The organism is Pseudoalteromonas maricaloris, assembly GCF_024746855.1.
Lineage (GTDB): Bacteria > Pseudomonadota > Gammaproteobacteria > Enterobacterales > Alteromonadaceae > Pseudoalteromonas > Pseudoalteromonas maricaloris.
The window spans coordinates 184,191-209,837 of sequence record NZ_CP024626.1 but is presented as its reverse complement, the minus strand read 5'-3'; the positions used below and the strand labels follow the sequence as shown (position 1 = coordinate 209,837).

17 protein-coding genes are annotated in these 25,647 nt (G+C 44.0%); 6 read left to right on the top strand and 11 right to left on the bottom strand.

Annotated elements, in window-relative coordinates; genetic code table 11:
• Window positions 1-1,596 carry a PepSY-associated TM helix domain-containing protein gene (locus CTT31_RS18800; RefSeq protein ID WP_260492765.1) on the top strand — a complete coding sequence of 532 codons (1,596 nt, stop codon included), beginning with the start codon at window positions 1-3 and terminating at the stop codon, window positions 1,594-1,596.
• An 80-nt stretch (window positions 1,597-1,676) separates the two neighbouring features.
• Here the strand turns inward: CTT31_RS18800 and CTT31_RS18795 are convergent, their stop codons facing one another.
• Together CTT31_RS18795 and CTT31_RS18790 are read right to left on the bottom strand one after the other, a co-directional pair.
• A complete protein-coding gene (locus CTT31_RS18795; protein WP_260492764.1) occupies window positions 1,677-4,502 on the bottom strand; it encodes a TonB-dependent receptor plug domain-containing protein in 2,826 nt (941 codons plus the stop codon).
• A 271-nt stretch (window positions 4,503-4,773) separates the two neighbouring features.
• Complete coding sequence (locus CTT31_RS18790; RefSeq protein WP_260492763.1) at window positions 4,774-4,908, bottom strand: hypothetical protein; 135 nt, start codon at window positions 4,906-4,908, stop codon at window positions 4,774-4,776.
• 82 nt (window positions 4,909-4,990) lie between these two features.
• Here CTT31_RS18790 and katG point away from each other — a divergent pair, with 82 nt between their 5' ends.
• The gene (gene katG / locus CTT31_RS18785; protein ID WP_260492762.1) at window positions 4,991-7,177 is read left to right on the top strand and encodes a catalase/peroxidase HPI; all 2,187 of its coding nucleotides are present in this window, start codon (window positions 4,991-4,993) and stop codon (window positions 7,175-7,177) included.
• A gap of 170 nt (window positions 7,178-7,347) precedes the next feature.
• Window positions 7,348-9,258, top strand: coding sequence for a S9 family peptidase (locus tag CTT31_RS18780; protein WP_260492761.1), 1,911 nt, complete (start codon window positions 7,348-7,350; stop codon window positions 9,256-9,258).
• Window positions 9,259-9,386: 128 nt separating this feature from the next.
• On the opposite strand, the gene CTT31_RS18775 is transcribed toward CTT31_RS18780, so the two are convergent.
• Window positions 9,387-10,268 carry a LysR substrate-binding domain-containing protein gene (locus CTT31_RS18775; RefSeq protein ID WP_260492760.1) on the bottom strand — a complete coding sequence of 294 codons (882 nt, stop codon included), beginning with the start codon at window positions 10,266-10,268 and terminating at the stop codon, window positions 9,387-9,389.
• Window positions 10,269-10,380: 112 nt separating this feature from the next.
• Between CTT31_RS18775 and CTT31_RS18770 the strand changes: the two genes are divergently transcribed.
• A complete protein-coding gene (locus CTT31_RS18770) occupies window positions 10,381-10,686 on the top strand; it encodes a hypothetical protein (RefSeq protein ID WP_260492759.1) in 306 nt (101 codons plus the stop codon).
• 68 nt (window positions 10,687-10,754) lie between these two features.
• On the opposite strand, the gene lodB is transcribed toward CTT31_RS18770, so the two are convergent.
• A complete protein-coding gene (gene lodB, locus CTT31_RS18765) occupies window positions 10,755-11,885 on the bottom strand; it encodes a lysine-epsilon-oxidase maturase LodB (protein ID WP_260492758.1) in 1,131 nt (376 codons plus the stop codon).
• A gap of 5 nt (window positions 11,886-11,890) precedes the next feature.
• The gene (gene lodA / locus CTT31_RS18760; RefSeq protein ID WP_260492757.1) at window positions 11,891-13,975 is read right to left on the bottom strand and encodes a CTQ-dependent lysine 6-oxidase LodA; all 2,085 of its coding nucleotides are present in this window, start codon (window positions 13,973-13,975) and stop codon (window positions 11,891-11,893) included.
• A gap of 387 nt (window positions 13,976-14,362) precedes the next feature.
• Here lodA and CTT31_RS18755 point away from each other — a divergent pair, with 387 nt between their 5' ends.
• Complete coding sequence (locus tag CTT31_RS18755; RefSeq protein WP_260492756.1) at window positions 14,363-16,054, top strand: hemolysin D; 1,692 nt, start codon at window positions 14,363-14,365, stop codon at window positions 16,052-16,054.
• A gap of 335 nt (window positions 16,055-16,389) precedes the next feature.
• On the opposite strand, the gene CTT31_RS18750 is transcribed toward CTT31_RS18755, so the two are convergent.
• The 6 genes from CTT31_RS18750 to CTT31_RS18725 all read right to left on the bottom strand — a co-directional run bounded on the left by CTT31_RS18750 (window position 16,390) and on the right by CTT31_RS18725 (window position 23,713).
• Entirely contained in the window at window positions 16,390-17,631 is a 1,242-nt protein-coding gene (locus tag CTT31_RS18750; RefSeq protein WP_260492755.1) for a UPF0149 family protein, read from the bottom strand.
• Window positions 17,632-18,267: 636 nt separating this feature from the next.
• Window positions 18,268-19,407 carry a DUF1570 domain-containing protein gene (locus tag CTT31_RS18745; RefSeq protein ID WP_260492754.1) on the bottom strand — a complete coding sequence of 380 codons (1,140 nt, stop codon included), beginning with the start codon at window positions 19,405-19,407 and terminating at the stop codon, window positions 18,268-18,270.
• A 126-nt stretch (window positions 19,408-19,533) separates the two neighbouring features.
• Complete coding sequence (locus CTT31_RS18740) at window positions 19,534-19,887, bottom strand: hypothetical protein (protein ID WP_260492753.1); 354 nt, start codon at window positions 19,885-19,887, stop codon at window positions 19,534-19,536.
• Window positions 19,888-20,366: 479 nt separating this feature from the next.
• Entirely contained in the window at window positions 20,367-20,681 is a 315-nt protein-coding gene (locus tag CTT31_RS18735) for a hypothetical protein (RefSeq protein WP_069021981.1), read from the bottom strand.
• A 346-nt stretch (window positions 20,682-21,027) separates the two neighbouring features.
• On the bottom strand, window positions 21,028-21,240 hold the full coding sequence (locus tag CTT31_RS18730) for a methyltransferase domain-containing protein (protein WP_260492750.1): 213 nt from the start codon (window positions 21,238-21,240) through the stop codon (window positions 21,028-21,030).
• A gap of 526 nt (window positions 21,241-21,766) precedes the next feature.
• The gene (locus CTT31_RS18725; RefSeq protein ID WP_165384140.1) at window positions 21,767-23,713 is read right to left on the bottom strand and encodes a BNR-4 repeat-containing protein; all 1,947 of its coding nucleotides are present in this window, start codon (window positions 23,711-23,713) and stop codon (window positions 21,767-21,769) included.
• A gap of 169 nt (window positions 23,714-23,882) precedes the next feature.
• Between CTT31_RS18725 and dgt the strand changes: the two genes are divergently transcribed.
• Entirely contained in the window at window positions 23,883-25,406 is a 1,524-nt protein-coding gene (gene dgt / locus CTT31_RS18720) for a dGTPase (protein ID WP_260492749.1), read from the top strand.
• The last annotated feature ends 241 nt before the right edge of the window (window positions 25,407-25,647 follow it).

The window sequence follows — 25,647 nt, the reverse complement described above, 5'->3', positions numbered from 1 at the left end:
ATGAAAAATCAAACACTAAAATCTTTGACCGAAGCACATGCATGGATTGGGATCATTATTTCAACGGTACTATTCATTGTGTTTATTGCGGGATCTCTGAGCCTATTCAGAGACAACATCACAGGTTGGGAGCGTGCCTCCTTAGCCGCCCAGTCTAACGAGCCACTTAGCGCCATTTCCTACGACAAGGCGATTACATCAATTGCGCAGCAATACGATGTCGATACACACCATGGCTTTTTTATGCGCGAGCCTACGCCACATAACCCTTTTATTGAAGTTTACTTTGCAACCCATTTAGACGAGCCGCACCCGATCACGGGCGAAGATCATCAAGACCAGCACCTTCTGCTATCACCACAGACGGGAGAAGTCCTCGCAGATGCCGACAGATTTGAATTTGCCAGTTTTCTCTATGAGTTGCACTACGATTTAGGGCTTGGCCGCGCCGGACTCTATTTTGTTGGGATCATCACCCTATTTTTCTTCGTTGCTGTACTAAGCGGGATCATCATTCACTGGCGCAAAATAGCCAAAAACTTTTTCCAATATCGCGCCGAAGGTAAAAAAGACAAATGGTTAGATGCTCATAATCTAATTGGCACGATGGGCCTACCTTTTCACTTAATGTATGCCTTCACGGGATTAGTATTTAATCTCGTTATCATTTATCAGATTTCATACGCCGTATTACTCTACGGTGGCAATCAAACGGCTCTGCTCCAAGCCGCTGGATTTAACGAACCAAATATCGAAGCACTGGAGCAATCACAACCAATGCGCGGCGTCGATCAACTAAGAGTAAAGGCACTAGATACGTTAGGGGATGTATCGCTCACAACGGTGGAAATCACCCACTTTGGCGACAAAAACGCAGTAGTGAGTTTTACCGCGAAAAGTAACGATGCTTTTTCAAATTACAAAGAAGTACAATACACACTAAACGACCAATCACAAATTTATCTCACTGAAAACAACTACGACAACGCTGTTCGCGCAGGGCTCTCTACCATCGCGAGTCTTCACTTTGGAGATTTTGCAGGATATGGCATGCGACTGGCATTTTTGAGTCTTGGCCTTGCAACCGCCTATTTAATCGTGACCGGTAATTTGATGTGGATTGACAAGCGTGCCAAGCAGAAAAAGCAAAGTGCTAAAAGTCTATTATTTGTAAAACGATTAACGTCAGGTGGCTTTATCGGTGTGCTATTGGCCATCGCCATTGGTTTCGCGATGACAACTTTTCTATCGACAAGTCACATAGACAAACTAGAGACGGTTAAGTTTTCGATGTTTTCAGCCTTTATCTTTGCATTCATTAGCAGCCAATTCGCAAAGCATGTATTGTCGTTTAGCAAAGTATTATTAGGTTTAAGTGGCATTTGCTATTGCTTAAGCGCGGTCATGAATGCGTCGTCTTTTGTTAGCCAGTACAATACATTACCCACTCAAACGAGAGTTGACTTTGCTATTGTAACTGCACTTATGTGTTTAATGGCCTTGATTTGTTGGAAAGCAGTGTCACGGATCAACGCGGCAGCACAAACTTCTGTGCCTGTTTCGCAAGATCAGCAGCCACAACAAACCATGAGTTAGCCAAACAGCGTGTAAGGTAATGAAAAAAGCGAGCTAACCCAGCCCGCTTTGTCTTACTCTCACAGGGAAACAATGTGAAATTAAAACTCTGTCTTAAATCTTAGATAGTACTCACGACCCAGATATAAAGACGAATGAATGGGATCTGCGTTATTTCCATTACCCGTCGCAAAAGGCGGCGCTTCATCCAATAGATTGTTAACGCCCAGCGTAATTTGAGTATCAACAGAGTCTACATGGTAGGTTACTTGAGCATTATGTGTCAGCGTGCTATCAACGGTATTGGTAAAGTTAACGATTTGGTCTCCTTGTTTAACCGACACTTCTTCTATCATCGAATCGATGTAGTAACTTTGCCAACTTGCGCTAAAGTCGTCATGCTGCCAATTAAGTGCAAAGTTAACTCTGTGCTCAGGCACCGCCATCTGGCCATTAACGCGCTGTCCAGCTCTGTCTTTGGTTGCAAGGCCTGGTTCAATGACTTCATGTTTACTCACAAATGACCAGTTTAGTGCAGTACTCAAATCACCAAATGAAAACTGCCCGATGTCAAAACGAACTTCAGCGTCTACCCCTTGACGATTTAACGCATTGAGGTTTTCATTAAACACATCAACGCCGGTGATCACTCCCTGAAACTCACCAGATTGAACACGATGAACAGAGTCGCAGTACAAACCATTATTCATACATTCACTCAATTTAGTCACCGCGCTAATGTTACCAATGGCATCTTTTAATTGGATGTCATAAAAATCTAAGGTGATTGAACCGTTAGTAAGCCAGCTCGGCTGATAAATCACCCCAAGTGTTTTGCTCGTCGCGGTTTCTGGGTCAAGTTCCGTGTTACCGCCAGTATTGGTTCTGATCTGTCCGATCGTTTCTCGGTAACTACCATCAGTGGGAACCCCTGTGCTAACGCAGTTTTGGTTTGGATTGGCTACAGCACAAGGATCGTCGCCATTTTCAAAACCAGGTAACCTTCCTTTATAAAGTTCCACCACATTAGGCGCTCTAAATGCTTGTGACCAAGTCCCTCTAAAGCTCAACTGCTCATTCAACGCCCAGAATACGCCCACTTTTGAATTGGTGGTCGAGCCAAACGTATCAAAGTCTGAATATCGAGTCGCTAGATTTAACTCTAGGCTCTGCGCCCAGTCATGGTCTGATAACAGTGGCACAACGGCTTCTAGGTAGGCTTCATTGAGCGAATATTCGCCGCCAGTTGGTCGACCTAACCCATCTGTAACTAAAATATTGATAGAAACGGCATCTGTTTGATTGCGCGCCTCAACCTTTTGATTTTCGATACCAAAAGACACACCGAGGTCGCCCGCAGGCAAACTCGCCACTACCCCACTTACATTCGCGCTGGCGATTTTAATCTGGTTATGACCTTGTTGGATCCCTGGCCAATCACCAGAGAGATAATTTAGCATGTCCTCGGAGATCTCAGAGTCGGTGCCGGGTTGACCAAAGATATTAAGCGGCACACAGCCCTCAATTAGCGTATCCGGTGTAGCACCACAGCGCAGCACGCCTTGATCATCAAAATGGGTAGGACCAACCGCATTTTTAGCCGCTGGCCAATTGAATATGCCGGTTTTTAGTCGTTTGTTTGAGTTGCGACCAAAATTGTAGGCCAGCTCCCAGCTCCAATCTGCATTAAAATCACCAGAGAGCGCCATCACAATACGGTATTGGCTGTTTTCCACATGGTTCATACGGCCATTGGTTTCCACCATTCTGCGACGCCAGTCATTGATGGCATAAGGATTACCATCTTTGTCTTTCGGACCAAATTGTTGGTTGTAATAGTTATCAGGAGAGTAAGTGAAATCTAAATACCCACCCCAAACTGGAACTAATGGCTGAGGCGCACCATTGGTAGTAGATTTGCGATGTGAATAAAGCGCCTCGAAATTGAATACCACGTCATCCGAAAACTTCAAATTGCCAAGATCATACTCGCCAAACGCACTCATGCTATAACGTTCAAAAGGCGTTTGTAGCAAGCTCGGCTCTTGGTAGTTGTATAAATCATTTTGTGCAAGTGACGCATCGGAGATAGTTTCACGCCACTCGCCGTATTCTGGGCCTCGGGTAACAAATATTTCCTTGCCGTTTTCATCCGTGACTTTTAGGTTACTCCATGGCATTGCGGAGCTACCGCCTTGGCCGTAACTGCCATCGGGATTAAGTGTTAAATCATAGCGGCTAAAGTCTCTGTCGCCAGCATACACTTCTTGTTTTTCATCGTAGCTGGCACTCACCATAAAACGCCCTTTATCACCAACAATCCCTGTTACGAGTTCCAAAGAAGTCGTATCAGCATCGCCTTCAGCGGATTGGCCAATGGAGCCACTGATCTCAAAAATATCGCCCGTTTGGCGAGTAATAATGTTTACGACACCAGACACCGCATCAGAGCCGTAAATAGAAGACGCGCCGTCCAATAAAATTTCAACACGTTCAATAATCGCAGTAGGAATAGCACTCAGATCAACTGCAGCATCCGCGCCATTTCCCCCGTTTGGTAAGCGGCGGCCATTTAGCAAGACCAACGTGCGCTGTGCGCCTAAACCGCGTAAGTCAAAGTTTGTCACGCCCGACGTATTTTCATTTTGAGAAGCATTAGGTGCACTGGCGGAAACCGTTAGATTTTGCAGCATATCACCAATATTTTTAAACCCGGTTTGCTCAATATCCGCCCTAGATATTGTGGTTACCGCACCAGGTTTACTTAGGTTTGCCCGCGCGATTCGCGACCCCGTCACCATGATCTTCTCAACGGGTTCCGACGCTGCTTCCTCAGCAAGTACAGGGGCCGTCCACACCATAGCGCCCGAACCACATAAGCTGGCGATTGCCAACGCCAAAGTCGTTTTTTGTTTTGTTATTGTCATAACGGTTTCCTTTGTAACGTTCCAAATTATAATTAGACGCTGACGATAGAAAGTTTCTTATTATCACCACAGGGAATGAAATAGGTTATTTATTGCGCCTTTTTATACTGATAACACAATTAAACCGTTCCAACAAATGATTCTAGACGATTTGCGCAATATTTATTTACTTTTATTGAATATTCAGGCATCTAATAAAAAGTCATGTGATCAGTCAGATTTGGCGTGAACACTTCCCAGAAAGTCACAAATGTCACCACTTTCTTGGTATTCAATATTGGCCTTTAAGGCCACCGAAATCTGGTAAAAAGCGGTTATCGGGACTACCTTTATCTGGTCTTTGCGATTTGATTTTTGTTCCTCTGAGCATGTTTTGCTCTTGGCGTACAACTTGCCCGATGTACATATCAATCAAACTTCTGCAAAAACAAACTTAGAAGACAATAGACCTTAGCAATCTTCCGTCATCGAACAAACAAGGATCTCCCATGGATAAGAAGCAAAACACACCATCGATTTGTCCTTTTGCACATGGTGCAAATACGTCTTCAGAGCATAGCGAGCACCAGTGGTGGCCAAATAGCCTGAATTTAGACATATTGCATCAACACGATACGAAAACCGATCCGATGGATGCCAATTTTGATTACAAAAACGCATTTAACAGCCTCGATTACCCCGCCCTGAAAAAAGATCTCGAGCAACTTATGACAGACTCGCAGCCATGGTGGCCCGCCGACTGGGGACACTATGGTGGGTTAATGATCAGAATGGCATGGCATGCTGCAGGCAGTTATCGTGTTGCGGATGGTCGCGGTGGCGCAAACACGGGTAATCAGCGTTTTGCTCCGCTAAACAGTTGGCCGGACAACGGAAACTTAGATAAAGCGCGGCGTTTACTTTGGCCGATTAAAAGAAAGTATGGCAATCGTATTTCGTGGGCCGATTTAATCGTGCTTGCGGGCAACGTTGCTTATGAGTCGATGGGATTCAAAACCTTTGGCTTTGCCGGTGGCCGAGAAGATATCTGGCATCCAGAAAAAGACACCTACTGGGGCAGCGAAAAAGAGTGGCTGGCTCCCTCAAATGACCAAAACAGCCGTTATAGCGGCGAACGCGATTTAGAAAATCCGCTTGCCGCTGTGATGATGGGTCTTATCTACGTTAATCCTGAGGGCGTAGATGGTAATCCCGATCCGTTAAAAACAGCTGAAGATATGCGTGTTACCTTCGCTCGAATGGCAATGAACGATGAAGAAACGGTTGCGCTAACCGCTGGCGGACACACTGTGGGTAAAGCACATGGAAATGGCAATGCCGATGAATTAGGCCCGGCACCAGAAGGCGCGGACTTGCATGAACAAGGTTTTGGTTGGATGAATCACAGCTCGCGTGGCATTGGCTCTGATGCAGTAACCAGTGGTATTGAAGGCGCTTGGACGACGAACCCAACTCAATGGGACAATGGCTACTTCTACTTGCTGTTCACATACGAATGGGAGCAGACCAAAAGCCCGGCGGGTGCATGGCAATGGCAGCCTATCAATATAAAAGAAGAAGATAAACCAGTTGATGCTGAAGACACATCCAAACGCTGCATGCCGATGATGACAGATGCCGATATGGCACTGAAAATGGACCCTGCTTATCGTAAAATTTCAGAGAAGTTTTATGCCGACCCCGACTATTTTAACGATGTTTTTGCAAGAGCGTGGTTTAAGCTTACCCATCGCGACCTTGGCCCAAAAAGTCGTTATCTAGGCCCTGAAGTCCCTAACGAAGATCTACTTTGGCAAGACCCCGTCCCCAGCGTTAACTACACCCTAAACGACAGTGAAATTAGCGCACTCAAGCAACAAATTCTAGCAACCAATGTGACGCTTTCAGAATTAGTAGCCACCGCGTGGGATAGTGCTAGAACGTTTAGATATTCCGATTTTAGAGGGGGTGCAAATGGTGCAAGGATCCGCCTAGCCCCGCAAAAAGATTGGCTTGGAAATGAGCCGGAGCGTCTAGCGAAAGTACTTGCGGTATTGGAAGCCGTACAAAGTAATTTTACGCCTACCGTAAGCATGGCTGATTTAATCGTATTGGGTGGCTGCGCTGCCGTTGAACAAGCGGCTAAAAATGCCGGAGTATCAGTTCAAGTGCCTTTTACCGCTGGACGAGGCGATGCCACAGACGAGCAAACCGACATTGAGTCATTTGATGTATTAGAGCCTGTACATGACGGTTTTCGCAATTGGCAAAAACAGCACTACAGCGTAAAACCAGAAGAAATGCTACTTGATAGAGCCCAACTGATGGGGCTCACTGCCAAGGAAATGACCGTACTGATCGGCGGAATGCGCGTGCTTGGCACCAATCACGGGCAAACATCGCATGGCGTATTTACCGATAACGTTGGCACTTTGAGTAATGACTTTTTCGTCAACTTGACCGATATGGCATATCGTTGGGAGCCAAGTGGAGAGAACCTATATGAGATAAAAACACGCGATACGAATACGGTTAAATGGACTGCGACTCGCGCTGATCTCGTCTTTGGTTCTAATTCTATTTTGCGCGCTTACGCCGAAGTGTACGCACAAGATGATAGCAAAGAGAAGTTTGTCCGTGATTTTGTTGAGGTATGGACCAAAGTAATGAATGCAGACCGGTTTGACCTAAAATAACCACTTAAAAAAACCTGGGATGTGATTATCCTTTACGCTGATTTTCAGCAGCAAAGACAATCACATCCTAACCACTACATTGGTTTACACAAAACCCAAGCCAGATGCTTGCCATTGTTTCTTATCGTTATATGCTAGAAATCAATAATAAAAATGAATGCAGGGAAATTATGTTTAAAAAATCACTCATTGCGTGCACCTTGCTCGCCACGCTCAGTGCATGTAACCAAACAACTCAACAAGTTGATAAGCCGCAAACTAACCAAGTTATCTCGGACTTTAAAACTTATTCAGCAGAAACTTTTTTTGATACCACAAATATTCAAGGCAGCGCGTTTCGCCCTGATGCACAGAAAATCTTGGTCACTTCTGACGAATCGGGAATATATAACCTCTATGAAGTTGACGTCAAAACCGGTGAAAGAGCACAAATAACAGATGCCACCGATTCAACCTACCCTATCGGATATTTTCCAAATGACCCCCGCATCTTATTCACGCGAGACAACGGTGGCAATGAGCGCTTTCATGTTTTTGTCCGTGACGAAAATGGTCACGTCAAAGATCTCACGCCAGGAGAAAAAGTGAGAGCAGGTTTTGTTGGTTTTACTAACGATAACAACGCCTTTTACGTGTTAAGCAATCAGCGTGACGAGCGCTTTATGGATCTATATCGCTTTGATGCTGCCACCTACGAAAGTGAACTTATTTATAAAAATGACAACAATTTAAATGTCCAACAGGTGAGTGAAACCGATCGTTACCTTGCACTTATCAATGCACAAGGTAATAAAGATAGCGATCTCTTCTTACTCGACTTACATAACCCCGACGCCCCACTCGTTGAGATTTCAAACGTGGCGCACGAGGCAAACTTTTCCGCTTCAGCATTTTCTAAAGATGACAAATATTTATACTATGACACCGATGCCCATGGTGAATTTTATCAAAATTGGCGCTATGAAATCGCGACGGGTAAACACACACCGTACATAGAAAAAAACTGGGACGTGAGGTTCTTATATTTCTCCGATTCCAACCGCTATCGTGTCGTAGGGGTAAACGAAGACTCTAGCGTAAAAGTCACGATCACCGATCTTAAAACAGGCAAGGACATCAAACTCCCTAAGCTCCCTGCAGGTAGTATCAACAGCGTTAACTTCTCCGATGATGAAAAGCTGATGGCTTTTTATTTAAATTCGGACACCTCGCCAAATAACTTGTACGTATGGCGTGTTGGCAGTGATGAAGTTAAGCAGTTGACCTCAACCTTGAGCGACAAAATCAATACCGAACATTTGGTCGAGAGCACCATCGCTCGCTTTAACAGTTTTGATGGTTTGGAGGTGCCAGGCGTACTCTACAAGCCAAAGCTGGCTAGTTCGACAAATAAAGTGCCCGCGCTCGTATTTGTTCACGGAGGTCCCGGAGGCCAAAGTATGACGGGTTATAGTGCACTTACTCAGCATTTGGTTAATCAAGGGTATGCGATTTTCGCCGTAAACAACCGAGGCAGCTCTGGCTATGGTAAAACCTTCTTCCACTTAGACGACAAACGTCATGGTGAGGATGATTTACAAGACATCGTTTGGAGTAAAAAATATCTACAACAGCTAGACTGGGTCGATGCTGACCGTATCGGCATAATGGGCGGAAGCTATGGTGGCTATATGACTGCAGCGGCACTGGCATTTGAGCCTGAAGAGTTCAAATTGGGGATCAATATCTTTGGTGTGACTAACTGGGTAAGAACTCTTGAGTCTATTCCACCATGGTGGGAAGCATATAGGAAGTCTCTATATGATGAGTTAGGCGATCCGGCTACCGATAAGGAACGTTTGCATCGTATCTCACCACTTTTCCATGCCAAAAATATCACTAAGCCATTGATGGTTGTGCAAGGTGCAAACGATCCTCGTGTACTTCAAGTAGAGAGTGATGAATTGGTCGAAGCCGTTCGCTCAAACAATGTGCCTGTCAAATACGTGTTATTTGACGATGAAGGGCATGGATTTTCGAAAAAGGAAAACCGTATTGAGGCCTCTCAAGCCTATCTCGACTTTCTTAAAAAGCACCTTTAACAAATAGGCTGCTGGATCCGAGTATCTAACTTCAGGTTATTTACTCGGATCCGAACTGCTTACTTATAGTCCCCTGTGCGCAAAAATACATCGTGGGATAAAGCTAAATAACTTGGGCTTCGGATAATTCAGCACGCGCTAAGCTCGGCAACTATCCAATCCCGAAACGCCTTTAATTTAGGCCATTCAAAGTGACGCTCAGGTGCGACCAAGAAATAGCGATATTCACACAACCACGCAAAGTCGGGATAGATTTCTAACTGGCCAAGCTCTAAAGATTGATTCACTAAACGTCGGCGTAACAAAGAGAACCCCTGCCCAGCCACCGTTGCCTGCTGCACCAATGCTGCATTATCAATTTTGAGATTACTGAATGTATGACCACTTAAACCCAGTTGCTTGTTTAGCTCAAGCCACGCATGTTGATTATCTCGACCTTCGTCATAGATAAAATTGAGCTTTGATAGCTGCGCTCGCAGCGGTTTGTTTGGGTCAATTAATCCAGGGCGGTAGGCAAGAACTAACTCATCCTCCGCGATGAGTTCGCTTTTCAGTCCCGGATAGTTACCAAATCCAAAGCGGATCCCAATATCGATATCGTCGTGGTTAAAATCGGCGAGTTGCTCGGTTGGATCAATACGTAGCTGGAAGTCTGGCAACGCCTTGTTGAAGCTCGCCAATCTAGGCAAAAGCCAACAAGTAGCAAATGAAGGCAAAACCGACAGGTTAATAGTGTTTGGGTTAGGATCTGATTTTAACGTCGATAGACCCATTTCCATTTGCCCAAAGGCCTTGTGTAAGTAAGGCAACAAGTCTTGTCCTTGCTGAGTTAGCAATACCTTTCTTGTTTGTCGTTCAAATAACATACAACCAAGCTGTTGCTCAAGGGTTCTTATCTGTTGACTCACGGCAGCTTGAGTCACAAATAAGGCTTCCGCCGCCTGCTTAAAACTGCCTAATTCCGCCGCCGTTTTAAAATACCAAAGTCCTTTGAGTGGAGGTGATTTCATTCGCCGCCTTACTTAATTAAAACTTAACTATAGGTCAGAATTTCTAGTTTGTCAGTTTTATGAATGCACACAATACTTAGCAGTGAAATCAGAGACGGAAGGAGTCTTTATCATGAAATACGCAATTATTCTTGCATTTCCTCTAGCAGCACTAGCATCAACATCCGATCAGGTACAAACTGAAAAAGTATTTACCGATGCGGGATACCCATACAAAAACTTAATCATGAAGGCCGAAAAAGTGGAGCTTGTTTATTCAGAAGAGCAAAACAAAACGACCTGTCGAGTTAAAGTCTATAGCGGTGATGTACTTCATGAAGGGGAGCCTATGGAGATATCGGCTAAAACGTTTTCAACCGATCCCGTCAAGGGCTGTCTTGCCCGACAAAACGCCAAACACATTTTAAGTTTGCTTTAATATAAGCTAACCCGAAATCAGAATAACAACTTGTGCGCTAGCAGTTGTTATTCTTCGGTTAGTTTCAGTTAAGCAACCTGATTGATAAGCTGCTGCCGCTTGAACCAAAAAGGCGCGTCACACCAACGTTTTTCCTTATTATAAAACTGCTGCTTTAGCGCTAAGTACTGATCAAACTGATGTGCTAAGTCTTGTTGATATACTTTGCTGCTATGCATAAATGCTTGAGATGTTTTGGTATTGCCGATAATGGCTGCCGCTTGGCACCCCGATGTCATGGCAAACCCTAATCCCATAGAAGAAATAGGGTCAAACGCACAAGCCGCATCTCCCACAGGTAAATAATTTTTGAGATGAGCAAAACTGCTAAAATGACTCCCGGCAGGTCGGATCCATAGGTTTTCATCGACCATCTTTGCATCCTCTACCCGCCGTGACATATATTTACTACTACCTAAGTGCGCTTGCCACTGCGTCAGACGATTTAGGCGCTGCTTTGAGAGCAATTCAAAATCACTGAAATACGTTACAACTAACATATCGTTAGAAAGCGCCGCACTGTACCACCAACCAAATTCATCGCTTTCAATTAATTGCAGTTGCTCAAGCGCCCCCCGCTTTACTTTAAAGAAGGCACCAACCCCAGTAAGTCTGTCATATTGCTGAACTGCCGCACCTAGAGATTTGCCAATAGACGAATTACGCCCTGACGCATCAACTAGATACTTGCAAACAATGGTAAACTGACCATAGTCAGGATGACTCACCACCACTGAGTAACGACCGTCTTGTAACTGAGTAATTGCTTTGCTTTTAGTGCGCGGGAATACCGTACCACCGCGCTGGATAGTGCTTTCGAGCAAGGTTAGATCAAATATCTCGCGATTAATTTGATAGGTTGCTCTGTCTGGTGCAAAAATCGCGTGACGATTAGCGGATTGCTCACTTCCCCAAAATGCACTATTACCTTGAGTTGGAGTAAAACAGTGCGGACCGAAATCCGCTTTGTCTATCTGCAAATAGTCCAATACCGAAAACACACTTGCAGATACACTTTCGCCAATTCTTAATTTTTGTAAATCAGACTGCTCGATTAAAATGACTGATAGGTCTGTGTGATTGAGCAAGTTTAATGCGGTGCTAGCCCCGGCAGGGCCAGCACCAATTACTAGCACATCACATTCGTGAGTACCATTCATATCCATTACCGTCTTGTTCGAGTACCACTGCGAGGCACTTTTTTCGCAGCTCGTTTTTGCGTAATTGGCTTCGCCATTTTTTCTTCAAGCCCTTTTAATATTGCTTTGGCCTTAGAGCACCCGCAAGACAAGTGGCTTTTAAGGTCATCAGGAATATAAAACACCGGAATATCGGTTCCGTCGTCTTGGCAATTATTCGTAATATCCGAGACAGGCACATCCTTATACGCAAACAATTGGTGATTACGTTCGATTTCCGTAAAGTAAGGGAAATTCGGTTCATCACTATTTTGATTGCGGATAAAACCAAGTGCCGACCAATGCTCAACCATTTGCACAAAACTATTGATACCACGTGCATAGTTGACTTGCTGGCCTGCAGGCAGATGGGTAAGTGATTGATCATCAAATTGATTCGTCAATACATCCCAAGGGCTTTGTGGTGGCCACCAGTAACTGTAGTAAGTTGGGGCAGCTGGCACCATTTGCGGATCGTCTTCCGTGCCGACGTTCACTTTATTCACCGTTGGCTCGGTAAAGTTCACATTTTGAATGGTACAATTGAAAAAGTCTGCTTGCCACGGGCATGCCATGCGCTTGGTTAAATCTCCAGGCTGGCAACCACCACCTTCACACTCATCACGCTCAGCATCCAAGCCGCTCGGAAAGCCATTACCCATACTTTGATCTTTAATGATATAAGGCGCAGCGTACACAGCTGGATTTTGTAAACTCCACGTTACCTCAATCCCTGGACACATAGGTAAGCCAACGCAATTACCCACGCTACCTTGATCCGCATAAAATACGCCAAACTCATCGACTGCGCTCTGTGGCGTTGAAGGTTTAACACTTGAAAAGTTACCTGCAGCCCACTGATTCAGTAAGAAGTATTGAGTCTGCGTTAACGTTAAAAACTTATCGACAATATTGTCTTCAGCGTTGCTCACCGAGTTACTGCCAGAGTTCATTGGCATCAGTGGTAAATTACCCTCAATACCATACTCGAAGAGTTGCTGGTTGGTTTGATCGTTTGGCGGAGTTTGCTGCACTGTGGCTGGGTCAACTGGCTGTCTAAAGTACTTAAAGTAAGCCTGACGATTGGCTTTGTTATCTTCAGAGTTGTCTTTAAAATCAAAAATATTGGAAACAAATGCCGACATAGATTGAACATTTGATACCCACTGATAACGGCTAATACGCTGGATAATCGGCTCAATATCTTGGTAATAATTTGCCTGATAAGAAGACTGATATTCACCATTGCTGTATAGCTCAGGACATAAGTTTTGTTCACGCACCGCAACGTCAAACATAGTATCACTGAGGTTGGAGATATTAACGATTTCCGGTGCAAAATCCGGAGAGCCAACAATTACCCAAGCAGAGAGTTGCAAGGTTTTACCATCGTCAAACGTAACCGTGCAATACACAGCCCCGTCCGCAATATCATCATGCCATGTGTCCGCCCCACCGTAAGATTCAAGAGGCAGGTTACCACCCGCATTCCCTTTACCGCCAAGTACCACTAGGCGGCCTTCGTTATCGGTTAAAATATCTCCGAGCGACTTTATTTCAGTGCCTTGGCACGGTTTAGGAGGGAAACTAACCGGATATCCTGCAGGCGCACTGGCGGCGTCAAATTCAGCTTTTGCATTTGCGCCAGATATCGTTCTTGGACCTGGATCAATAATTAAGCTTCGGCGATCCGTTGCATCCGCATTACGCCAAGGCGTGTTGCGATTGCTATAACTATTATCTTGACCATAGAGTAAGTTGCCTTGTAATTCATTAAACTCATACCATGCCGCCTTTTTATTCGCGACGTGTACGGTCCAACTAATTGATTTAACGTTATCGCTCGACAACGTTAGCTCATTGTTATTTTCGTCAATGATTTTAAAGGGTTGGCCCTGCCTGCGGATCCGGCCTTCTGCATCTTTAAACTGACTGACAGGGCTGTCTATCTTATTGCCCCATTCATCGGATTCAAATGGTAAACCGCCTATTTTGTCTGGTGCTAAATAAAACTGACCATCGCTATTACCAAGTCTTGCGACACCGACAGAGGGGTGAAGTGAATAGTTCATATTTATATCCTTTAGATATAGTAACCACGGCACAAAACAACACACTTGTTAACAAAAAACACTTAAGTGTGCGCTAACTTTCGCTTAAATTGAGTCCCAGCTAAGTAGAGTAACTGTAGCACCAGCAAGAAAATGTGCCTACTTCACTTCATTACAGAACATACAACATGAACAAAACAACACACAACTACATGATATTTAATTAAAAATATTTTTATCATTTTTAAACCATGTAAGAACCTAACGCTCAAAAAACAAATCAGGTGATTAGAAAACTTATTCGTTACAAACAAAAATCAATTGAAACATTTATTTCACAAACTATAATCCTTGTCCCTCAGTTGAGTAAAAACATTATTTTTTGCTTTTAGTTTTCAAGGAGTAGATATGAAAATAAAGCCTCTCACATTTGCACTAGGACTTGCATTAAGCAGCACAGTTCAAGCGTTCACCCAATTTGGTGGACAAGGGATCATGCCCATGGGACATGAATGGTTAACCCGCACCGCAGCACTTGAAGTGCTGGATGCCGAACATATTATCGAACCAGATCCTAACGACCCCAGACACGCTTGGCGCTATGGTCTGGCAAAGAACATCGCGCTACATACCGCACAAGATGAAATTACTCGACTCCAATCCCAGCTAAACAATAACCCACTCTATGAACCAAGATACGACAGTGTGAATTCCGCCATTGTCGGTGAGCGTTGGGTTGATATTGCTGGATTTAACGTCACCAACGCCAGTACCGATCCTACCGGTCCAAACTGTTTTAGCGCAGTCTCGCAAGAACCGGCTGACATTCAGCTAGATCACTTTATGCGCCGCTATGATGATATTGCAGGCCAAGGTGGTGTAGATGCAGCTTATCGCGCACAAAAACGCTTTGTTCAACATTTTATTGATGCAGCCATGGCTGAGGAAAAGCGCCTCAAAGTATGGGATGGTGGTGGCCACGCTGCCCTTGCGGAAGTAGATCATAATTACTTTTTATTTGGCCGTGCCGTTCACCTATTTCAAGACTCATTTAGTCCAGAGCATACGGTAAGGCTTCCACAAGATAACTACGAAAAGGTTTGGCAAGTAAAAGCTTATCTTTGCTCAGAGGGTGCAGAGCAGCATTCGCACAACACCAAAGATGTGCTTAACTTCACCAGTGGCGATGTAATTTGGCAGGCGAATACACGCTTAGAGTCTGGCTGGCAATCTTATCGTATTAGTAGCATGAAACCGGTCGCGATTGTCGCGCTGGAGGCCAGTAAAGATCTCTGGGCTGCGTTTATTCGCACAATGGCAATACCAAAGGCACAAAGACGTAGCGCAGCCGAGCAAGAAGCACAGCGACTAGTACAAAACTGGTTGTCGTTTGACGAGGCCGCTATGCTGGCTTGGTATGAGGACGAGAGTAAACGTGACCATACTTATGTACTGGCCCCTAATGAGTCAGGAAAAGGGAAGTCGCTTGAAGCCTGTATGGCAGAGCTAAATGTAGGCACAACTAGCCAAGCCGAGCGTGTTGCACAGCTAGATGCAGAGCGAAACCAATGTCTTTTTAATATCGAAGCCGAACCTGGTTTTGAAGATCTTAACGATCCACACTTAGATATTCCCTACAACTGGCGCTGGAAATCTCTAACCTGGCAAACGCCACCAAGCGGCTGGACATATCCGCAGTTAAGTGCAGATACGGGCACACAAATCACGATAAAGTCGCCAGTAAATAACCAGTATTTAGCAGCACAGACCCTAAGCAATGACACCCGAATTACCTTTAGCCCAACTGAGCCTCTCAATTTAATTCAGGTAACCAATGCTCAGGGTCAGCGCTATTTTAGAGCCACTCAGGCCCCTTCACTATTTTTAAGTTACAGCAGCACAAGCGCAGGCTATCTCAAACTCGTAGACTCCCCTAAACAAGCACTCTACGCATTGATTTATCAAGGTGGTGTTTGGAATATCAAAAATCAATTTTGGCAGCAATATATTTGGTTTAACCAAGCGCAAAACCAACCTGAGTTAAATCGCCATGGCGAGCCGGAGCAGTTATCTGCAAAGTGGATGATTGAAGGCATATAACTTAACACAACCCCCAACCAGCAGGCCCTATCTAATTTAGGGCCTTTTCCTAAATAACCTGAGCTGCGGATAATTAATGCCTTTCTAGCAGCCAGTTTTAGCGCTAACTGCGTTGAATTCACTTCCAATAGCCAGCTATTGGTGCGTAAATTCGCCTTGCCTACAGGATGTAGGTACCTTAACGAGAGCAGGACGCGGAAGCGGTGTTTTCCCTAAAACTCTCTGGCTAGACAAGGAAAAAACTAAGTTGTGCTTTAGCAACAATGAGTTGGAACATTCCTTATCCAAACCTCAGGTTAAATAGACTCACTCAGCAAGCCTGAAACAAAGTACAATTAACTTTTCTTACGCAGCCAAAAGAGGCTTCCTTCAACACTTAACCAAGCTTTTTTGCCACCACAATCTATATAACTTAAGACTTCTTCTTTTGAACCCAATGTGTAGCCATATATCTCTTTTTGCTTAGTCTTTTCTTGACCTGTAAGCATCTTGATAAAGTGCTTATTGTACCCTTTGATTGTTGCTTTTAGCTCATTCAAGGCTTTGCTCTCGCCATCCTGCGCAAAACGCATCAACGCCTCTGCAGATAGCATAAAAATACTCTCTTCTTCATATTCATTGAGGCAAGCTTGTAGTTTATCCCACTGTTTTAAGATCACTAAACCGTTCACATACAGGTATCGACAGGCCTGATTATCGTTAGGATTAAGTCGCAGCATCCCGTCTAACTCATCAACCGCCTCTTGTACTCTGTCTGCCCAAAAGTAAATCCACGCTTTATGATAACGAATAAACATATAAGGTCTGGTTTCATGGATAAGCCAAAAATTGCCTTGATTTTCCTCAATATAATCAGGCGTAATAAAGTCTTGTTCTTCATTATGAATAAACTGGTCAAGTAAAGGGATTGAATCGATGTGAGTCAATTTGAGTAAGTTCTCAATCAGTGAGTTTCTTATTTCTTCTTGTTCTTCATCAAAATCTTCTTCAAATTCAAACGCTCCTAGCTCGTTGTCTAACTCAGGATCCCAAATTAAAGTATCCCCTAACTCCATAATCGCGCCTGCCAAATAACGCTTTACGTCATGAGCCTCTCGCTCAAAAGGCATCATAGGCTCAGCGTGTGAAAACGCCTCCTTTGCTGCATCTAAGCTAGTAAACCCGGTGAGCTGTTGTTGTAATTCACTTACCGCACCTTTTTGCTCTAGTGACAAGTTCTCAAAAGATACTTTATCCAACGCCTTAAGCAGACCAAGACAAAAGCTCGGTAACGGAGCCCCCTTTGCTAATGATGCAGCAAAGTCTTGCTTAGAGAGCGCACACTCTTTTGGCAACTTATAAGTTTTTCCATCTAAGCTTGAAACGCACTGCTCATGCAAATCCATTAAGGCCTCTAACTGAGCACGGTAAATAACCGTGTAATCACCAAAGAGCTCAGGCAACCACTCGTGTATTTCAGCAATATCATTAATGGCAACTTTGCCAATCAAATAGCCTTCAACAAAATAATAATCCGGTTGATGCTGAGTATCTTGAGAAAAGGCATTAACTGCTTTGCGTAACGCACTTGGAGTCATATTGAATATTCCTTTAATAATTGGGTAGGTAGGAGCCACTTTATGCGGGGATCTCTACATAAAACATCGCGGAATAAATCCGCACTCACCATACTAGATCCCACAGGTAAAAACCGCTTCACGCAGGTGGGGGCGCTTTACGCGGCGATCTGTACATAAAACATTGCGGAGCCAATCCGCTCTCACCACACTAGCCCCCCGCTGGTAGGAGCCGCTTCACGCGGCGATCTCTACATAATACATTGCGGAGCCAATCCGCTCTCACCACACTAGCCCCCCGCTGGTAGGAGCCGCTTCACGCGGCGATCTCTACATAATACATTGCGGAGCCAATCCGCTCTCACCACACTAGCCCCCCGCTGGTAGGAGCCGCTTTACGCGGCGATCTCTAAATAAAATATCGCGGAATAAATCCGCTCTCACCACACTAGCCCCCGCTGGTAGGAGCCACTTTACGGGCGATCTTTTCATAAAACATCGCGGAATAAATCCGCTCCCACCACACTAGCCCCGCTGATGGAAGGCGCTTCACGCGGCGATCTCTAAATAAAACATCGCGGAATAAACCCGCTCCAACCACACTAGCCCCGCTGGTGGGAGCCGCTTTACGCGGCGCTCTTTACGTCAAACTCAGGATCACAACCTTTGCGGTTCTACTGGGCTCTGTATAAAGACGGCGAATCTATCAACTATGTTTGGATAATGCGCACGTAACAGAGCTTGTGACTCTCGGTTACTCAAAGCACGACATCGCTCAGTTTGCTCTTGCAGCATCAACTTTTTCAAACTTAGTCTACCGGTCGTGGTAGACATCAAAAAATGGATGGTCGCCCAACTACTTTTATACATCAGCTCAGAACTGTAAGACTTCCATTTGGATTCTGCATTGATAAGCTCATAAGGCGATAACACTCGCCCTGTAATATAACCGCGATGTAATCTAGCTTGATTTGGTGCAACAGTGCCGACCTGCATCGTCACTTTTACGGTTTGAAAATAGCCTGCAAGTCCCTCATTTAACCAACGCGGCGTATATCCAATCACAGCCTGATTAATAGCGTGCACCGCTTCATGAACGGCGGTTTGCATCGTCGCATGATGATTTCTCTGCTCGACCAAAGCAAGGTTGTATCTACCCAAGTAGAGACCAACATTACCCTTTGGATTGCCACCATAGGATTTAATCACTCGCTCATATTCGTGCCGATTAGGTAGCACCTTGATCCTGAGCGTCACCTTTTGCATCGCCTCCAAGCCAACAATACTGGTATACCCTCTAAATACGGCATTCAATTTAGCGCTCAAGGTGTTTTTAAACTTTTCCGTGATATTTGGACCGGAGATATTGAGGTCAAAGAAATCAAGAGCACGATTACGCTCTGGCTGATAATGCTTAGCCGCAGAACTCGGTTTTTTATCCGAGTAATTCGTAATGCCTCTTTCATCAACCCAAGTGTATATCCCATTCTCAACTCGGTATTTGATTCCCTCAGCTTGCTGAGAAACACAGCGACCAAACTGTCTTAAACTCGTTTGATGGTCATAGGTATCCCCGTTTGGTGACTGAATTGAACTTGGTTGTTTGAACTTTTGCTCTGAAACCACAGGCGCATTATTTAATTCAGTTTTTTGGTTGCTTAGCATATTGGTTATTTGAGGCTGTATCTGAGTAAACCAAAACTCACGGCCATCAAAAAAGAGAAACAACAACACAGAAAACACAACTAAACAGGCCTTAAAAATAGCCTCCTTCCACTCGCTCCAAGCGCCCTTCATTCCTTGACCCTCAATCCTATTTTTTATTGAAATATCGTGATAGTGAGAATAACCAAGCTAGACTTCCGCAGTTAGAAGCCGCTTTACGCGACGATCTCTTGCACTCCATTACAGAGAACCAATCCCTCACACAACCTTTCGACGCTCCAAACCCCAGCAAAGCGCCAAAGCAAATACACCGCTTGCATAGGTCACATACAAAGGCACTGAGGTGTCGGCATCCTCAGCATACATAAACACACTCGACATCACCCAAGCTGCAACTGCACCAATCAACAGCCATACCGCCGCAGAATACAGCTTATAAACCGGCGCACTCACATAACCCGACAACACTACGCAAGCTGCTGCTACACCGCCTATCACCGGCTTCTTCCACCAGCCCGCATACTCCGCCAACATCCCAGCCAAGGTTGCTGACACGACAAAAGTCACGATGACGATCATGATAGACAGTAAAAATTTAAGGGCTTGGTTCATACTCTACCTTTCTAATTTGGTTCGCTAGGTAACTTGGAGACTAGACAATAATAAGGTAACTGACACAATGTATGAAATAAATTCGGTGATGGTAGAAAGACACAAAACTTTTATATGTTCGAAACTACTGTCTACAAAAGCTGCGATTAATTCAACCTCTCTATCTGTAAAAGTGTCAGGCTCTCGCCATTTCTTATATTAGGTTAATTCTCCTATTCCCACACTTTTGGCAAAAAACTGGTTTGTTAATCTATTCTCTAAGATAAACTTCGGTCTAGCCAGTTAAATCTGTGCTCCCATAGAATGGAAGTTCTAATCGAAGTGTGGAATGTACGCAAAGTCTAAATCGCATACAGGAACAAGCAAGCGGTGAGAAAGGTAGCTCTACGAGGTACTAATAAAATTGCAATAATAAAGGCCGCAAATGCGACCAAATACTTACTAAAGTGCGATCGGAGGACACAGTCACCGACAGGCTGTTAGTTGTTCACGCAAGTGACGGTTTCAAGCAGTTCATAACACTGGTTTTTTGAACCACTGTCTTTTTGAACCCACTTTGTGCCACCGTCATAACGTGCAAAAGTAGACTCATCTTCACCACATTTAGTGGTAAAACGAACCGCATCATCAAACCCGTTGATATGGCAATAACCATACGCATTGTATGCACTTGCCCATACATCAAGCTTTACCGTGCTATTTGCATACACGCTGACATCGTGTAATACCACTTCGGCAGCCACAGAAGAAAACGCACACGTGCTCAATGCCGCAGCAATAATCAGCTTTTTCATTTCATAATCCTTTTACTTATTTTTAGAGTTTGGTTAGTGGGCAATTTGTTACCCACATTGATGATAAAATGTTCTGATTTAAATTTTGCTGCATAAATATGAATAAAAAGTTACTCAAATTTTCTGCTCACCGCCATTCTCGCTACTATTTTATGCACACTTTGCTATGCTGCTAATATATACAGGGGCATCCCTATTTGAACGAAACATACAACACGCCATGAGGTTTAAGCGCGTATTATAACTTCACAAAAATATTCGACAGGTCTTTCTCTGCAACATGTAAAAGGCTGGCACAAGCCAAAATACCATCAAAAGCAGCAATATCTTGTATCTCTTCAAAGAATTAGTGTCTCACTGGTTGGCCTAGTTGTGTAGCGGCAATCTTCACTAGCTTTTCGCACGCATCCATTGCGCTGACTTCATAGCCAAGTTGTTTGAACGCGACAGCGTCGCTGCCACTGCCACAACCAGCGTCCAAAATGTGAATAAGACGTTTCTCACACTTTGGTAATTCAAGAAGAAACTCTGCAAATTCACATTTGCTGGCCGTTGCCAACGTGATGCCATAGTAAAGCTGATCTTACTAATCTAAACGGTTAGATAAACGCTCAAACACATAAAGATCCTGTTCGTGAGCGGTTACTTCATCCTTAACCGCTGTATATATTCATTTGAAATTAGATGTAAACGAATGCTGAGAGTATTAAACCCGAAAATCCATAATTTTTGTAGTGATTTACGTCAAATTCCGATGTTTTTGCCACTAAAGTGTTGGATATTTTTTGCCAGACTATTAACACAATGATTAAACCAACCCCACAAAAATAACAAATATAGATGAGCTCGCCTATTACAATGCATTACAACTATTTTTATCACTTTGCTGGCTTGAATGGTGTTTTTGTGTGTTAGGGGTCTAAATATTTTGTAAAAGCTAGCTGAAGTGCGTTAATACATTTAGGTTCGCGCTGTTCTGTTTATGCTGCAATTTCAATATTTACAACTAGCAACATACCAATCACAGATTATGGAAATAAAAAGACCGCGACTCAAGCATCGCGGCCTCAGGAAAATAGCAGGTTTTAATTACAATTTCTGAAAACGTACTGTGTTGGACAGCTCAGTTTCTTTTTACTTCCAAAGTTACCATTCAGTTGAACTTGGCGACCATTTTTGCCAGAGAGCACTAAATCAACAAGCTTGTCGGTTCCGCTTTGAGCCCAAAAATAAACTGGCTCAGCTCCCGTTATCGACTTCGCATCGTGGATTTTACGAATATAGTTGGCTTCTTTTGGATCTGTGTAATGCTGAGCGCCCAAATAACTCCAAGCTTGAATACCTTGGGTTGACTTGAGGTTGCTATTATACAAATGAACCTTTCCGCCAGCTAAGCTATCGCCACTTGACATAGGGAAAGCAATTTCACTATACCCACTGTTATTTTCTGTACGAATCGCGCCCGAAGAATATGCGTGATCAGCCCAACAATCTGATGCATTGTAGCAACCTACATAGGATTTATTACCTTGTTGATCTATCACAAGCGTGCGGATCATTTTTCTCGATTCAGACGCGGTCTTAGGAACAAAACCGTGGATCCCGTCAGTCTCGTTAACTAACACCTTTAACGAGGTGACTTGCTTTCGGTCGTTGACGGTAATATCCAGATCTTTAACGTAAATGCGCTTAACTATAGTGGTTGTATATGGGTTATAACCATCAACAAGATCGACGTTATTGTCTGGTTGATACAGCAAGGCCTGGTTTAGCTTGTTAAAGCTATTAATATACTCATTATAAAAAGTATCAATTAAGCGCTGCCCATTGCGGTTATACCAAGTTCTTCCGTTATCACTGGAGTACATAAAATACAGATTTGTTCGGTTATCATTCGGGTAATGGCGAAGTTGGCCTCCTCCATCCTTGCCTCGAGCATAACAGTCTGCTGTTGAAAAGCCATTAATGGTACAGCGATCGGGTACGTGCACGTTAAATGCGACCGCGATAACACCATCTTTTTCTGTACTAACAGCATAATGTCCAAAACTCAGCTTATCATCCAGTGCAACTAGTTTTTTACTAGGCTTAACAGCAACTTGTTGGGTGCTCGCATTAGTTGGCGCAACTTCCGTAAAATAAAGCTGCCGACGGGCATCCTGTCGAAACTTGTCTCTCATAGCCGTTGTTGTTTGGATGTAACGAGTATTCAATAGTACAAATTTATCCTCTACCCACCAGGCTTGCGGATAAGTAAAGCCAAGGTAGTGACAAGAAGCGTTGCTATCTGGACAGTTGTGCTCTCTATCTAGGGCACTACCTAATTCATTCTCAGCGTGAACAAGTTCGAATGCGCCTACATTACCATCTCTTAATAAATCGGTTTTCAAAGTTGAACGATAGATTAATCCGCCACGATTGGAGTTGCGGCCTGAAATAAATACGTAAACATAGCCTTTATCATCCATATTGATGACTCCCGTATCGTGGAAGTCACTGGTTTCTTTCACATGGACTATAACAGGCTCCTTAATCTCACCAGTTTTATAGTTATAGGCACCAACAGCAATAACTAAGCGTTCGTAGTTTTTATTCGGTGGCATATTAGCTACAGCGCAATCGGAATGCGCACCATTGATAACGTAATAAGTCCAATCACCACGTTGTATTGCCATTGGTGCAGCTTTCGCAGAGCCCGTCGAAGACGGGCCTGAATACTTTGATACATTGACGCCACCAACTAAAAATAGTTGATTATCTAGGCTATACCAACTACCACGTAGTAGCTTTCTATTTAATCCTCCAGCCAAGTTCAAGTAATTGTACTGTGACAGCTCATCACGAAAGTTATTAGCGTAATTACTATGGGAGTCATCTTGATAGTTTAAGTTTACTTGTTCATAACGACATTTGCCGTGTTTATTGAAGTTGTAAAGATCTGAGTAGCCTTTACTTGAATCGACAGCAAAGCTAGAAAATGCAGGGGAAAGTAAAATTCCGGCTAGCAGCGCTTTTTTCACATTTGTATTCATTGTCATTCCTTTAGTTGAATTAGCTAGTCCCTATAATGAAACTAGAAGCCAATTTAATAACAAAGAAAACAAAAATACAACATTGCCATTTGAATAGTTTGGACGGTTTACAACTTTTCCACATTCACCTACATTGGAAATGTAGCTTGGGTCTCAACAGGAAGGTGGCATGCACTTCAAAAATAAAATAACAAACGAGCGTTCTTACAATACCGGTGGCAGTGAGGCGAGTAGCCTTGAGAGCGACCGTGGACGTATTATCAACAGTGCTGCGCTTAGACGACTGCAACAAAAAACCCAAGTGTTTCCGCTTGAGCGCAATGCGGCGGTGCGTTCGCGCTTAACGCACTCGCTGGAGGTGCAACAAAATGGCCGTTACATTGCTAAAAAAATTGTTGATGCGCTGGTGCAGCAAAGTAGGCAAGATTTGCTGCAATATGAAGATAAAAACGGACAGCAGGTGGATTTGTCTGAGTGTTTGGTTACTCTGTCTGAAATGGCCTGTTTGATGCATGATATTGGTAACCCTGCATTTGGTCACTTTGGCGAGGCCGCTATCAATGATTGGTTTAAACGCTATTTGAGCCAGCATCAGCAGTTTGCAAAAAGTGCTCGGGCGGCGCTGAGGTATGGCTCAAAGGAGAGCAAAGCATCTGATCTGGCGGTATTAAATCAAGAAATGGAGTTACTGCTCGATATTTGTAGTTTTGAGGGTAACGCCCAAGCTATTCGTGTTATTCATACGCTTTCTCGCCTTAATCTTACCTATTCACAGTGTGCCACTGTGATGAAATATACCCGCTGCGCAACCACACCTAAATCAACCGTAGCCATTGATAAATCTTATCTGCAAAAGAAAGCAGGATACTATTTTAGTGAGAGTGGGTTTGTTAGTGAGCTGTGCGACAAATTGCAGATCCAAGTGGGTAATCGCCATCCTGTGACTTATATCATGGAAGCGGCTGACGATATTGCTTATTGCCTTGCTGATATGGAAGACGCTGTAGAAAAAGGCATTATTAGCGTAGATGAGTTAACAGGCTGTTTAATAGAGGAATATCAAAATATCGCCGCAGGATTTGGGATCACCGATGACAAGCTGTTAGAGCTTATGAGTAAAAAGCTGCACTATGCCAATGACAAAGCCAGCAAGCATATGGCGAATTTTGATAATGAATTTTTTATTTGGCTCCGCGTGGGGTTGCTACACCCGCTTGCTGAACATGCCAAAACGCGTTTTATCGATAATATTGGTGCGATCTACGAAGGGAGTTTTAACGCTTCGTTACTGGAGGATAATAGCCATCTTCATGCCATTGTAAAGTCATTGAAAACGGTGGCGGCCAACAAGGTATTTTCGAATAAAGAAGTCGAGCAATTGGAGCTTCAAGGTTATAAGATCACCAGCAGCATATTGAATGAATATCAGCGAGTGCTTGACTTAGACGCTAATGAATTTAACGCAGCATTAAGTGGCGACCATGACTTTGCGATAGAGTCGCGATTGATTAATCGGATTTCCAAAAAGTATGTTGCGGTATACCGCGAAACGGTCACGCAGCTTAGTGAGGCTGAGCAAGCAGAGCCGATTTTTGAGTTTTATTATCGCTGCCGCCTTATTCAGGATTTTATTAGCGGTATGACTGATCAGTTTGCTTATGATACCTATCGTGCCTTGACCGCGTTGGATTGAGGTTAATGGTTGAGAGAGTGAGCGCGATTTTGTTGAAAAGATCGCCGCGTGAAGCGGCTCCTACACAAGGTAGCAAGCGGATTTATTCTGCTAAAACAGATGCCTGTCGCGGCGTAAAGCCGCTGCTACGAGCGAGGTAAAAGTAGAGAAATGATCGCCGCGTGAAGCGGCTCCTACACAAGGTAGCAAGCGGATTTATTCTGTTAAAACAGATGACTGTCGCGGCGTAAAGCAGCTGCTA

Coding starts and splice junctions, on each gene's coding strand:
- CTT31_RS18800 (WP_260492765.1), top strand. CDS start 1: ATGAAAAATCAAACACTAAAATCTTTGACCGAAGCACATGCATGGATT.
- CTT31_RS18795 (WP_260492764.1), bottom strand. CDS start 4,502: ATGACAATAACAAAACAAAAAACGACTTTGGCGTTGGCAATCGCCAGC.
- CTT31_RS18790 (WP_260492763.1), bottom strand. CDS start 4,908: ATGTACATCGGGCAAGTTGTACGCCAAGAGCAAAACATGCTCAGAGGA.
- katG (WP_260492762.1), top strand. CDS start 4,991: ATGGATAAGAAGCAAAACACACCATCGATTTGTCCTTTTGCACATGGT.
- CTT31_RS18780 (WP_260492761.1), top strand. CDS start 7,348: ATGTTTAAAAAATCACTCATTGCGTGCACCTTGCTCGCCACGCTCAGT.
- CTT31_RS18775 (WP_260492760.1), bottom strand. CDS start 10,268: ATGAAATCACCTCCACTCAAAGGACTTTGGTATTTTAAAACGGCGGCG.
- CTT31_RS18770 (WP_260492759.1), top strand. CDS start 10,381: ATGAAATACGCAATTATTCTTGCATTTCCTCTAGCAGCACTAGCATCA.
- lodB (WP_260492758.1), bottom strand. CDS start 11,885: ATGAATGGTACTCACGAATGTGATGTGCTAGTAATTGGTGCTGGCCCT.
- lodA (WP_260492757.1), bottom strand. CDS start 13,975: ATGAACTATTCACTTCACCCCTCTGTCGGTGTCGCAAGACTTGGTAAT.
- CTT31_RS18755 (WP_260492756.1), top strand. CDS start 14,363: ATGAAAATAAAGCCTCTCACATTTGCACTAGGACTTGCATTAAGCAGC.
- CTT31_RS18750 (WP_260492755.1), bottom strand. CDS start 17,631: ATGACTCCAAGTGCGTTACGCAAAGCAGTTAATGCCTTTTCTCAAGAT.
- CTT31_RS18745 (WP_260492754.1), bottom strand. CDS start 19,407: ATGAAGGGCGCTTGGAGCGAGTGGAAGGAGGCTATTTTTAAGGCCTGT.
- CTT31_RS18740 (WP_260492753.1), bottom strand. CDS start 19,887: ATGAACCAAGCCCTTAAATTTTTACTGTCTATCATGATCGTCATCGTG.
- CTT31_RS18735 (WP_069021981.1), bottom strand. CDS start 20,681: ATGAAAAAGCTGATTATTGCTGCGGCATTGAGCACGTGTGCGTTTTCT.
- CTT31_RS18725 (WP_165384140.1), bottom strand. CDS start 23,713: ATGAATACAAATGTGAAAAAAGCGCTGCTAGCCGGAATTTTACTTTCC.
- dgt (WP_260492749.1), top strand. CDS start 23,883: ATGCACTTCAAAAATAAAATAACAAACGAGCGTTCTTACAATACCGGT.